This is a genomic window from Pectobacterium carotovorum (assembly GCA_016415585.1).
GTDB lineage: Bacteria > Pseudomonadota > Gammaproteobacteria > Enterobacterales > Enterobacteriaceae > Pectobacterium > Pectobacterium carotovorum_K.
Window position 1 is genome coordinate 3,656,295 of the sequence record CP066552.1, and the last position, 13,214, is coordinate 3,669,508.

At 54.2% G+C, this 13,214-nt stretch carries 10 protein-coding genes; 5 read left to right on the forward strand and 5 right to left on the reverse strand.

The genetic code is table 11. The features are described from left to right. Position 1 precedes the first annotated feature (1 nt). From JFY74_16345 to JFY74_16365, 5 genes are all read left to right on the forward strand, one after another. Positions 2–748, forward strand: a complete 747-nt coding sequence (locus tag JFY74_16345) for an energy transducer TonB (protein ID QQG27628.1) — start codon at positions 2–4, stop codon at positions 746–748. Between the two features lie 215 nt (positions 749–963). After that, positions 964–3,204: a TonB-dependent receptor gene (locus JFY74_16350; protein ID QQG27629.1), complete on the forward strand. Its 2,241-nt coding sequence runs from the start codon at positions 964–966 to the stop codon at positions 3,202–3,204. Positions 3,205–3,289: 85 nt separating this feature from the next. After that, positions 3,290–3,973 carry a MotA/TolQ/ExbB proton channel family protein gene (locus JFY74_16355; protein QQG27630.1) on the forward strand — a complete coding sequence of 228 codons (684 nt, stop codon included), beginning with the start codon at positions 3,290–3,292 and terminating at the stop codon, positions 3,971–3,973. Then, positions 3,966–5,270 carry a phospholipase gene (locus JFY74_16360; GenBank protein ID QQG27631.1) on the forward strand — a complete coding sequence of 435 codons (1,305 nt, stop codon included), beginning with the start codon at positions 3,966–3,968 and terminating at the stop codon, positions 5,268–5,270. The genes JFY74_16355 and JFY74_16360 overlap by 8 nt, the downstream gene beginning before the upstream one ends. Before the next feature lie 33 nt (positions 5,271–5,303). Further along, entirely contained in the window at positions 5,304–6,665 is a 1,362-nt protein-coding gene (locus JFY74_16365; GenBank protein ID QQG27632.1) for an esterase-like activity of phytase family protein, read from the forward strand. 65 nt (positions 6,666–6,730) lie between these two features. Here the strand turns inward: JFY74_16365 and JFY74_16370 are convergent, their stop codons facing one another. The 5 genes from JFY74_16370 to JFY74_16390 form a co-directional block, all read right to left on the reverse strand. Then, positions 6,731–7,417 carry a GntR family transcriptional regulator gene (locus JFY74_16370; GenBank protein ID QQG27633.1) on the reverse strand — a complete coding sequence of 229 codons (687 nt, stop codon included), beginning with the start codon at positions 7,415–7,417 and terminating at the stop codon, positions 6,731–6,733. Between the two features lie 197 nt (positions 7,418–7,614). Further along, the gene (locus JFY74_16375; protein ID QQG27634.1) at positions 7,615–9,081 is read right to left on the reverse strand and encodes a mannitol dehydrogenase family protein; all 1,467 of its coding nucleotides are present in this window, start codon (positions 9,079–9,081) and stop codon (positions 7,615–7,617) included. Positions 9,082–9,184: 103 nt separating this feature from the next. After that, positions 9,185–10,555: an MHS family MFS transporter gene (locus JFY74_16380; GenBank protein QQG27635.1), complete on the reverse strand. Its 1,371-nt coding sequence runs from the start codon at positions 10,553–10,555 to the stop codon at positions 9,185–9,187. A gap of 322 nt (positions 10,556–10,877) precedes the next feature. Continuing rightward, entirely contained in the window at positions 10,878–11,900 is a 1,023-nt protein-coding gene (locus JFY74_16385; protein ID QQG27636.1) for a Zn-dependent oxidoreductase, read from the reverse strand. Positions 11,901–11,929: 29 nt separating this feature from the next. Further along, positions 11,930–13,144 carry a D-galactonate dehydratase family protein gene (locus JFY74_16390; GenBank protein ID QQG27637.1) on the reverse strand — a complete coding sequence of 405 codons (1,215 nt, stop codon included), beginning with the start codon at positions 13,142–13,144 and terminating at the stop codon, positions 11,930–11,932. Between the last annotated feature and the right edge of the window lie 70 nt (positions 13,145–13,214).

Below are 13,214 nucleotides of genomic sequence, written 5' to 3' on the forward strand. Positions count from 1 at the left end.
CATGTACCAGCTCTATCGCTCACGCCACGCCATCAGTTGGTTACCATTGCCGGTGTTTGCCACCTGCCTGTTCTTCGCCAGCCAACAGCCGCCGCTGAAAGTTCAGCAGCACTACGACGAAACAGTCATGGCGCTCACGCTGGCTGAACCGGAGCCGATTCCCCAGCCCGAACCGATCCCTGAGTCAGAACCGATCCCTGTGCCACAACCGGAACCCGAGCCTGAGCCGATTCCGGTTAATGAACCCGATCCGATTATAGAAGCGCCGCCGGTTACGCCCCCTAAGCCGGAAGTGAAGCCAAAGCCTAAACCCGAGGTTAAGCCCAAGGCGGAAACCAAACCTAAACCGACGCCCACACCCGCCAAGCCGACTACGCCACGCCCGGAAGCCCCGGCCAAGCGCCCAGCACCGGCTGCTCCTTCCGCGCCGTCGGTGAATGTCGCCGCGCTGGAAAACAGCTATGTGCAGGCGCTGCGCGCGCAGCTTGAACAAACCAAACGCTACCCAACCGGGCGACAGGCATCGCTTGAGCGTCCCGAAGGTCGCGTTGAAGTCTGGCTGGAAGTCGATCGCACAGGACGAGTTATCGATTCAGGCATCAGCAGCAAAACACGCAGCATGCTGCTTAACCGAGCAGCACAAGCCAGCTTACAGAGCATCAAACAGGTTCGGGCCTTCCCCGCCGACGCCTTTGCAGGACAAAGCACAAAACGCTTTTTAGCCACGTTCGATTATCAGGCGCAGTAGCGTTTCGCACCTGAGCAAGAGAGCGAATCAGCAAAAATAACGTCAACAACACGTTGATATAGCCTAAATAATTCGAGTTGCAGGACGGCGGCAAGTGAGGGAATCCCGATGAGCTTACTCAAGTAAGTGATTCGGGTGAGTAAGCGCAGCCAACACACCTGCAGCTTGAAGTATGACGGATATAAACAAATTACTGATAATACTAGGATGACTAAATGAAACCGTTCAAACTTTCTGGGGTATGTTTGTCCGTCGTCGGCGCATTACTGGCAGGCTCCGCGCTGGCGGAGGAAGCGACAGATGTCGGCACGATCAACGTACAGGGACAACCGCTCGGCGCAGGATTAATGGTTCAGGAAGACAGCGCCAAATCGCGCTCGACCGTGACAAAAGACGCGCTGGATAAGATGCCCGCCGCAGGCAATGCCATTGATAAACTGAAATACACTGCGGGCCTGAACGTCAGCAGCAACGACGCCAGCGGCTTAAGCGGCGTCAGCTATACCATGCGCGGCATGAGTGCGGATCAGGTCGGCCTGTCATCAGACGGTATTCCCGTCAATGACTCTGGCGACTACGCCGTGTACCCGAACGGCATGGGCGACCCGGAAAACCTGGAGCAGATCTTCGTTACCCAAGGCTCATCAGAAATGGATGGCCCGCACATCGGTGCCAGCGGCGGCAACATCGGGCTGGTTTCCCACCGTCCGGTGAAAGAGTTTGGTGGTTTCGTTAAGCAAACATTCGGCAGCAACAACCTCAGCAAGACCTTTGCACGTCTGGAAACCGGTAAACACAACGGTTTCAGCAGTTGGCTCTCTTATTCGTATACCGATTCCGACAAATGGCGTGGCGCAGGCTATTCCCGCGCCGATAAAGTCGAGTGGAACGGACTGTATGAACATGAAAATGGCCACAGCAGTAGCTTGATTGTGAAATACAATCAGCAAGACACTATCAACTACATGACGCTGAGCAAACGACAGTTCGAGCAAAATGGACGCAAGATGGATTACGCCACGACGCCTATCTACAACAGCCGTGGACAAATATCCCAATACTACAAACTCAATCGCAATAACTTTGAAACCCTGAATGTCACGTTCACCCAGAAGTTGCAGTTGCGCGATAATCTGGCGCTGACGTTACAGCCCTACTATTTCTCGACGAACGGCGGCAGTTTTGGCAGCGGAAGCGCCAGCGTGTTATCCGCGACGTCGGACCGCGCAGGTAACTACGATCTCAGCAACCTGACCTCCAACACTTATTATCGCCCGTCGTGGACGGAAACCTGGCGGCCGGGTATCACCACCAAGCTGAAATGGGATATTAGCGACGAGCATAGTCTGGATATCGGCTACTGGTTCGAGCGTGCCCGCCAGCGCCAAACGCAGCCGTTCATCCCGATCCAGAGCGACGGCAACCCAGTTAATGTCTCCGGCAAACCCGGCGATGCGAATCAGGTCACCGACGCGAACGGGAACGTGGTTCAAGGCCGTAACCAGTTTACTGTCACGCCAGCACATAAAATCTGGGTTCAGGACACTTGGTTCTTCTCCCCAGAATGGACGTTCACCGGCGGTCTGGCCTATCAGCACGTAGAACGTGACGGGACTAATCTCGGCAGCTTGTATAACGTCGCAGAGAAAAAGAACAAGAAATACCACGAGTTCCTGCCTAGCTTTAACGCGGCTTACCGTATCAATACCGAAAATCAGGTGTTCTATAACATCACACGCAACATGCGTACCCCGCCCAACTACGTGTTGTATAACGTTGGCGATTCCATCAATACCAAGCCTGAATTGAGCTGGAATCAGGAACTCGGCTGGCGCTTCCAGGATGAGGACATGCTGCTGAGCGCCTCGCTGTTCTTTATCCGCTTTACCGATCGCCAGATCTCCAGCCGTAACGCCGCCGGCGATTACGAAATGATCAACGCTGGGAAAGTGGAAAATAAAGGGCTGGAACTGGAGTGGAGCGGCAAGCTGCCTCATAACTTCAACTACTTCGCGGCTTATACCTATACCGATACCACACAGAAAAACAATCTCGCCACCGGCGGCAGCCAGCTCCCCACCACGGGCAAGCAGGTTGCCAACGCGCCGAAAAATATGCTCAACCTCGGGCTGGGCTATGACGACGGCCTCTACTACGCCGGTGTGAATAGCCGCTACGTCGGATCGTTCTACGGCGACATGACCAATGACGAGAAGATCGGTGGACGTACCGTTTTCGATCTCAGCGCCGGTGTCTATCTGCCAGTGGATAAGAAGATCGTGAAAAGCGCCACCTTACGCTTTGGCGTCAGCAACCTGTTCGACAAAGAGTATCTCGACTCCGCGCGCTCAGTGAGCTTCAACTCAAGATCGTATAACGGCGTATCGGCAGGCACACCGTTTTACAACGTCGGGGAAGAGCGCACCTTCAACGCCTCACTGGAAGCCACGTTCTAATTCGATAACGTAATACGCCAGCACGGAGCACCGTGCTGGCGCTCATCACCAACAACGCCCAACAAGGCAACAGAAGGATCAGGCCATGAACGCCGATATGCTGCACGAGATTATTTTCTACGTCATGTACGCCTCACTGGTGATCGCCCTGATGATCATCATCGAACGCAGTCTCTACTTTTCCTATACGCACCGACAGGCCAAACGTTTGGAACGCGCGCTGACGGCGGATATTCGCCACGTTCACGATCTGCCGGACGCACTAACCCAGCGCCCCAGCCTGCCTATCACCGTCGTCACGCCCGTTCTGACGCAGTCACATCAGGCAGAAAACCGCGATGCGCTTAACGACCTGATCGACGCACAGTATCTGCAAAGTAAGCCGCAGCTGTCGCGCGGATTGTGGGTTCTGGAAACCGTCGTCACCGCAGCACCGTTACTGGGGCTACTCGGCACCATCATGGGGATCATTGAAACCTTCAAAGCCCTGTCCGCTGCGGGAATCTCCGACCCAAGCCAGGTTTCCGCCGGCATGGGAACCGCGCTGTACGCGACAGGGCTGGGCATCGCCATCGCGCTGGTTTGCCTGCTGGGGAACAATTTCCTGCAAAGCCGAATGGAACACATCAGCGAAATGCTGAAAGTCCTGCTGATTCGCGCCGGAATGCCGCATACTCGTCAACAGAAAGCGGGCTCCGCTGTAACGCACAGTGCTGTTACGGACAATGCCATGACAGACAAAGCGATAGCGGAGAAGCGCTATGCTTAATCGTTGTGGTTTCACCCATCCGGGGCAGCGCTGGAAGCATTGCATCAACACACTACTGGCAGGAGGCGTATTGTTTATTGTGAGTGCGTCAGCTCATGCCGACACTAGCGGCTATAGCATTCCCGGCTATGAATTAGTGTATGACGCCCCGGTGGAAACCACGCTGACCGCCCCCGATTTACGCCCCAGCGACGCGGTGTGGATATCGCTGTTTGATAACGCACAGCACACCATTGAACTGGGCCAATTCTATGTCGCTAATCAGGCTGGAACACGCTTCGATAACGTCTTACAGCATCTGCGTGCCGCCGGAGAACGCGGCGTGCGAATCCGCCTGCTGCTTGAAGAAAAAGGGCTAAAAATTTCCACGCAGGACACGCTGGAACAGCTCAAAACGATTCCGAATCTGGAGCTGCGCGTAATCCCCTTTGAACGCCTGAGCGGCGGTATTGTGCACGCTAAATATCTGCTGGTTGATGGCAAACAGGCCTACATGGGCAGCCAGAATCTTGACTGGCGGGCGCTGGAGCACATTCACGAAACGGGGTTATTAATCGACGATCCCCGCGTGGTGACTCAGATTAGCGCCATTTTTGAACAAGACTGGCTGGCGCAAGCGCGACTGACCCACGGCGAAACCGTTGCGCCGCTGCCCGCAGCAACGCAACCCGCTGACCGTTCGGGCAACTATCTGGTTGCCAGCCCCAAAGCATTCAACCCCGCTGGCGTGATAGATTCCGAAGAAGAACTCCCTCGTTTGCTGGCCGAAGCCCAACAGCAGGTTCGCATTCAGGTGATGGATTACGTCCCGCTCTCTTACGGCCCGGATAAAACGCGCCCCTACTACGCGGTGATCGATAACGCGATTCGCACCGCCGCCGCACGCGGCGTCCAGATCGAGCTGATGGTGTCCGAATGGAGCACCAAAATGCCGAATATCGCTTACCTGAAAAGTCTGGCCGTGCTACCCAACATTCAGATAAAAACGGTCTCAATACCGCAAGCCAGCAGCGGCTTCATCCCGTTTGCCCGCGTGATCCACAGTAAGATCATGACCATCGACGGCCAAAAAGCCTGGATAGGCACCAGCAACTGGAGCGGCGGCTATCTGGATAACTCGCGCAATTTGGAGATGGTGATTCAGAACCCAGCGATGGCGCAGCGGGTAGACATGCTCTATACACAACTGTGGAACAGCGAGTACGCGCATCCTTTGCGCATTGATTATGATTATCCTCAGCTCAATCCGGGTGGTATCACTTCATCCACGACAGGCGGCACGGTCACCGCACCGTAGCCACAACCCGAATGACATTTGATGGGGAATAGCATGAAACACACATTGTTAGCACTGCTGGTTGCCGGATTTCTGCCGTTCAGCGCGCAGGCCGAAGGAGAAAAAGTGACGCGCTATGTCGTTACCTTCCCGGCCAGCGATCATGTTGCGTATCAGGGCAAATTCGCCAAGAACTTCCCCAACGGTTTGCCTGTCGGCATTGGCTCCGGCCTCTATTTTACCGGCAAACAGGGTGACGACCTGATGTTCACCACCGTCACCGATCGCGGCCCGAATGCCGATGCGCCGCTGGTCGGCGAGAAAGAGGCCAAGATCTTTGCCAGCCCCGACTACGCGCCGCTAATGATGGATATTCGGGTCAGCGCGAAAGCCGCCGAGGCGATCAACGCCCGCCCGCTGCACGATACCGAGGGTAAAATTACCGGCCTGCCGCTGCCAGCAGACTTTATTGGCACCACCAATGAAGTGGCGCTGAACGACGCCCTACAACCGCTCAGTACCAGCGAGCGTGGGCTGGACACCGAAGGCGTTACGCCGGATGGCAAAGGCGGCTTCTGGCTGTGTGACGAATACGGCCCGTTCCTGATTCACGTTGATGCCAGCGGGAAGATCCTGCAAAAATTCGGGCCGACGCCTGCGGGCAATGAGCACTCGGTTGCCAGCGGTTTACCGAATATCATCAAATGGCGTCAGCCGAATCGGGGTTTTGAAGGGCTGACCCGCCTGCCGGATGGCACGATCGTCATGGCCGTGCAAAGCACGCTGGATATCGACGGCAAAAGCAAAAACAAAGCGCAGTTTACGCGTCTGGTGATGTTTAACCCGGAAACCAAAACCAGCCGCATGGTGGGCTACCCCATCAACATCGACAGCTATAAGAAAGCGAAGGATGCCAAGATCGGCGATATCGTGGCGCTGGATAATCAGCGCATTCTGCTGGTCGAGCAAGGCGCGGACAAAGACAAGCAGATGCAGAACCGCATCTATCTGGTCGATCTCAGCAAGGCGAGCGATCTGACACCGTTCGATGCCGATGGCAAATCGCCGGAATTTGACGATCTTGCCCAGTTGGAAAAACGCGGTATTACGCTGGCGCATAAGCAGGAGCTGGTGGATCTGCGTAAGCTTGGCTGGCAGCAGGAGAAAGTGGAAGGTCTGGCGCTGGTCGATAAGCAAACGCTGGCCGTCATTAACGACAACGACTTTGGCCTGCAATCTGTACTGCAATCCCCAGTGAAAGCAAAAGATAAAGCGGACGACTATCAGGTTACTGCCGATGGAAAACTGACGCGAGATGGCAAGGCGGTCGAGACGACGTTAGCCATCAAACCGTTGGAGAAGCCAGAAGCCGATAATGAACTGTGGGTGATTACCCTGCCACAGCCGCTCAAGTAGTCTTCTGTGAAATGGCTTCCACCGGAGACGGGGAAGCCACTGTTCAACGCACTCAGGTAACACGCTCAGGCGTGCTCGAACCAGTCGCTATTCTGTTGCGCAATCGGCGTGATCGAATAGATCATTTCCTGCAAATGCTCACGAATCGCTTTTTCGGCGGCATCAGGATCGCGCGCTTTTAGGGCGCTAAAAATCAGGTAGTGCTGCTGGATCAGGCTGGTCGGCGGTGAAACCTGGCTCAGGCTGAGAAAACGCACGCGGTCCATCGTCGCTTTAATCGACTCGATGGTTTCCCACGCCAGTGGACAGTTGGCAATCTGCGTCAGAAGCTGATGGAAGCTGTCGTCAAGGCTGAGAAACTCACGCACCTGCTCATTCTGCGCGGCCAGTTCCTGACGGCGTAAGTTGTGCTCCAGCGTCAGCAGTTGCTCTTCCGTCACCATTTCTGCCGCCCGGCGTACAATCGCGCATTCCAGCGCCTGACGAATAAAGCGGGCATCTGCCACACGCTGCTCGGAGATTTTCATCACAAACGTGCCGCGCTGCGGCATAATTTGCACCAGTCCGGCCTCTGCCAGCTTGATAAAAGCCTCTCTGACCGGCTGGCGGGACACATCAAAACGCACGGAAATTTCTTTTTCAGACAGCAGTTTACCCGGCGGAATATTGCATTCCACAATGTCTTTGCGCAGTACGCGATAAATTTGCTGATTGACTGGTTCGTTGTTGTTGATCTGAAAAGAGGTATCCATGCCGCTGTGCTTGCCCGAGAAATTTACCGCTTATGATACACGCTTAGCGCAGCGAGTGTCAGTGTTACAACGCCTGTCGTGGTGAGATCGGAAGACACAGGACAAGGCATTGTCGGCACTCGCCTCATCCTGTGTTGCTTTATGATTACGGCTATCTAATGCAGTCACGCGACGGCCGTCGCCGCTGCGCTTTCATCCTACCAGTCGGTATCCTGCAATGTTCCCTTCACACCCTTCGCTAACAGCGACAGGTAGTGCTGCGTCACCACATCGACAAAGACAGGATTCTTCGGCAAGTCCTCACCAAAAATCGCCGTCAGCGTCAGCAGTGCCACGACTCGGCTTTCGCCTTCCGAGCTGCATTGCACCGTTTCCGCGATCAAATCTTTCAGCGGATCGCTAATTTCAATCGGTTGTCCTTGTTCATCCACGCCGCCGACATAGCGCATCCACCCTGCCACGCCAAGCGCCAACGCATCAAAACGGCTGCCGCGAGCCAGATGCCAGCGGATTGAATCCAACATCCGCTGTGGCAATTTCTGCGAACCGTCCATCGCAATCTGCCAGGTACGGTGTTTTAGCGCCCGGTTGCGATAGCGATCCAACAGCGCATCCGCATAGGCGGCGAGATCGACACCCTGTGTACGCAGCGTCGGTGCCTGTTCACGCAACATCAGATGATGCGCCGCCGCGACCAGTTCGCTGTCCTGCATGCACTCACTGATATGCTGGTAGCCAGCAAGGTAGCCAAGATACGCCAGAAACGAGTGGCTGCCGTTCAGCATACGCAGCTTCATTTCCTCAAACGGCAGGACATCCTGCACCAGCTCCGCGCCCGCTTTTTCCCACGCAGGACGGCCGTTGACGAAGTTATCTTCAACCACCCACTGGAAGAACGGTTCACAGGCGATCCCCGCAGGATCGACGACACCGAGCTGCCCCTGAATCGTCTTCAACGTTTCCTCGGTGATAGCCGGAACAATCCTGTCCACCATCGTGGACGGAAAGGTGACGTGCTGTTCAATCCAGCGCGCCAGTTCGACATCCTGCAGCTCGGCCAGTTGCACAATCACGTTGCGCGTGACGTGCCCATTTTCCGGCATATTGTCGCAGGACATCACGCTGAATGCCGGTAGCTGACGCTCCCGTCTGCGTTTGATGGCAGCCAGAATCACACCGGGCAGGGAGCGTGGTTCTGTGGGTAACCCCAGATCGTGGCAAATCAGCGGATGTTCACTATTCAACTGCCCCGTCGCCGGATGGTGGCAATAGCCTTTCTCCGTGACGGTAATCGACACAATGGCGATATCCGGCGCGCTTAGCGCTTCCAGTACAGCCTCGATACCTTCGACTTCCGCATGCAGCGCGCGGGTTGCTACGCCAATGACTCGGCTATTCCAGCCGCTGTCCGCCATTTCGGACACCGACCACAGCAAATCCTGCTGGCGAATGGCTTCAATCTGCTGCTCACCGCCAATCAGGTTGATTTCGCAATAGCCCCAGTCGCTACCGTGCTCCGCCGCCAGTTTATCGGCACAGACCGCCTGATGCGCCCGGTGGAATGCGCCAAAGCCAATATGCGCAATACGTGTTTTTAGCAGGCGTCGGTCGTAACGCGGCACCACAACCTGCGGTTTAAGAGTGGAAAATTCACTGATACTCATCGTTATCCCTGATAGGTGATTCAAAAAATATGTCTGCGCCCTAAATGATTCGAGTTGCAGACAAGCCAACTCATCTGCAACTCGAATAATGACAATCTGAACGTTATACCGCGTCGTCTAATGCATCCAAGTCACGGTCTTTCACTTCCGGCATACAGATAGCCGCGAATAAACCAATCACCGAGTAAGCAATCATCATCACGACAATCGGCCACCAGGAACCGGTCATGTTGCAGAAAATACCCGCTAACACCGGACCAAAACCAACGGCAACCAGGCCGCCCGTTTCTTTGGCAATCGCCATTTGCGTAAAGCGGCTGCGCCCACCGAATATTTCCGCCATGGTGATGTTTTCCAGCGCAAATAACCCCAGCACCGCAAAGTTATGAATAATGATAATACTGACGACAATCACGTTAACGCTATTCTCTTTATCGACGATAAGAGAGAGCATTGGGTAGGCTAACAATATCGCCGAGATATTCAGAATAATATACGGTACGCGGCGACCAATTTTATCCGAGAGCCAGCCTAATAATGGAATCGTGATAAAACCAATAATGGAGCTGATCATCAATGCATCAGTAGGAATAGATTTATTGAATAAGAGCGTTTGGACTAAATATCCCGCGAGGAAGGTCTGAATTAACCCTGAATTTCCCGCCTGTCCGAAGCGTAATCCTGTTGCCAGCCAAAACGCCTTGCTTTTGAACATGGACAGTACTGATTTTTGCTCGCTTTGCTCAACCACCAGAGCCGGTGACGACTCTTCAGTACCAGAGACATCATTACTCACTTTTTCAAAGACCGGGCTTTCTTTCAGGTTCATACGCAGCCAGATCGCGAAGATCATCACGACGACGCTGGCCAGGAACGGTACACGCCAGCCCCACGCCAGTAACTCTTCTCTCGAGAGGGCAAAAAACATGACGGCCCAGATAGCCGTAGCACTGAGCGTGCCACAGTTGGTACCCATTGCCACCAGAGAGGAAATAATCCCGCGTTTCCCTTTCGGCGCGTATTCAGCCAGCATGGTACCGGCACCGGAAATCTCGGCTCCCGCTCCTAACCCCTGCACGATACGCAAGGTCACCAGCAAGATGGGCGCGAAAATACCAATCTGTGCATAGGTCGGTAACACGCCAATTAACGTGGTACAGATCCCCATCATGGTAATGGTGATAAAGAGCACTCTCTTTCTGCCGATGGAGTCCCCCATACGGCCGAAAATAAAGGCACCAACGATACGTGCGACATAGCCTGCACCGTAGGTTCCCATTGCCAGAATCAGCGCCATTGCCGCCGATTGTTCAGGGAAGAATATTTCATGGAAAACCAATGCCGCACCGAGCGAATACAGTTGGAAATCCATGAATTCTAATGCGGTGCCCAGCCAGCCGGATACTGCTGCCTTGACTAAATCCTTGGTACTTCTTACAGGCTTATCTTGTCCAGATGCTATTTGCGTATTCATATATACTCTCGACGATTTGTAATTATGGTAGAGCACAGTAAGTAAAATTACCGTTCATCATGGTGTCGCAATCCACTCCAGTTCGTTATTGACGATCTGGAGTGATTAAGAGAGAAATAATTACTTCAAAGGAATCATTATATTATTCTGTAGCCGATATAGTTTTTCCTTTTATACCCGTCATACTTCACGTTGCTTGTGCGTTGGCTGCCCTTACTCACCCCAGTCACTTACTTATGTAAGCTCCTGGGGACTCGCGCGGTTGCCGCCTTCATGCAACTCGAATTATTTAGGGTATATATCCCCTGTTGTTAATTACGTGTCATGCTTCATTAAACGTCAGCAGGACTTTACAGCAGCGTTTTTGATCTTTTTCAAAGACCTCAATCGCCTGTACCACCTGCTGATAATCAAACCGATGGGTAATCAGTTTTGCTGGGTCGATACGTTTCGCTTTCAGCCACTCAATCACGATGGGGAATTTATTGGCATTCAAGCGCGATGAGAAAATGGAGATCTCTTTGCTGGTTATTCCCTGTTGGCTGACCTGACAAGGCTCGCTGGAAAAACCCATGATGGCGATGCGTGCCGCAGGAGACGCAATCGTAATCGCTTCCTGCAAAATAGACGGATGGCAGGCAGCATCAACAATCAGCGTAGGCTTGATATTCAGCGCTTCCAGCTCGTCTTTTAATGACAGCGATGCGTTGTTGATGACCCTGTCCGCTCCGCTGCGTAATGCCATATCCAGACGTTCAGGAATGCGATCGACGACAATGACTTCCTTCACGTTGAACACGCCTTTCAGCACCTGAACCGAGGTCAACCCCATCGGTCCCGCGCCATAAATCAGGGCGATATCCTGCTCCGTCGGCTTCACCTGTGCGGTCACGTTGGCTGAAATCGTGAAGGGTTCCACCATTACCGCGAACTCATCAGGAATCTCGTCCGGGATGGTGTGCGCGTTCTTCGCCGGTACGGCAGCGTACTCGCTGAACCCGCCGTCACGGTGCACACCCAGCACCACCAGCGAGGTACAGACGTTCGGCTTGCCGATTGAACATGGGTAGCAGTGGCCGCAGCTCACTACCGGGTCGACCGAGACACGTTCGCCCAGACGTGATGCCTCCACGCCCTCACCTACCGCCTCAATCACGCCGAAGAATTCATGCCCGATCACGCGCGGATATTTGGCAAAGGGGTTATGCCCGCGATAGATGTGGCTATCCGAGCCACAGATACCCGCAAGCTTTACCTTCACCCGAACTTCACCTGCCGCGGGCTGCGGAATAGGACGTTCTTCAATCACCAGTTCATTTGGCTGCTGTATCACAATGCTTTTCATGTTTTGGCCTCTGATTACCTATTCCACTCTTACCAATTCCACAACGTGCCGTCTTCCAGACGGGCAACCGGGAGATAAGCGGGGTCATAGGGGTATTTGGCCGCCAGCTTTTCATCGAACTCAATGCCTAACCCCGGTTTTTCGCCTGGGTGCATGTAGCCGTTATCGAATGTCCAGTTATGCGGGAATACTTCCAGCATTTGCTCCGAGTAACCCATGTATTCCTGCACGCCGAAGTTTGGCACCCAGAGGTCAAAATGCAGCGCCGCCGCCATGCAGATAGGCGACAGGTCCGACGGCCCGTGCGAACCGGTACGCACCTGATAGAGCGAGGCAAAGTCGGCGATGCGACGCATGCCGGTAATCCCGCCCGCGTGGGTAATCGTGGTGCGGATGTAGTCGATAAGCTGTTCTTCGATCAGCTGTTTGCAATCCCAGATGCTGTTAAAGACTTCACCCACTGCAATCGGCGTAACCGTGTGCTGACGGATTAAACGGAAGCACTCCTGATTTTCCGCAGGCGTCGGGTCTTCCATCCAGAACAGACGATAGTCTTCAATGCTTTTACCAAAGCGCGCCGCTTCAATCGGCGTCAGACGGTGGTGCATGTCGTGCAGCATGTGCTCGTTGAAGCCAAATTTGTCGCGCACCGCTTCAAACAGCTTAGGCGTGAAATCGAGGTATTTTTCCGTCGACCACAGTTGCTCTTCCGGCAAGTTGCCTTTCGTCGCCGGCTCATACGCCAGCCCTTTGCCTTTCGCCATGCCGTAGGTGGTTTTCATACCGGGCACGCCGCACTGCACGCGAATCGCCTTGAAGCCCTCATCGCGATGCTTGGCGTAATCATCCAGCACTTCATCAATCGAGTGGCCCGTGGTGTGGCAATACACCATGACGCCCGTACGCGATGCGCCGCCCAGCAGTTGATAAAGCGGCATGTTGGCGGCTTTGGCCTTGATATCCCACAGCGCGGTGTCAACTGCCGAGATCGCGGACATCGTCACCGGACCACGACGCCAGTACGCGCCTTTGTAGAAATACTGCCAAATATCTTCGATCTGGTGCGCATCGCGGCCAATTAGCTGCGGACACACATGATCTTTGAGGTAAGAGGCGACCGGCAGCTCACGCCCGTTGAGCGTCGCATCGCCGAGGCCAGTTAATCCGCTATCTGTCGTAATTTTCAGGGTGACAAAGTTCCGTCCCGGGCAGGTGACAAACACTTCAGCGCTGACAATCTTCACGTTACTTATCCTTCTGTGCATGTAGCCATTCGTTTATGCTGACTACCATACAAGTATATTAATCGAGATA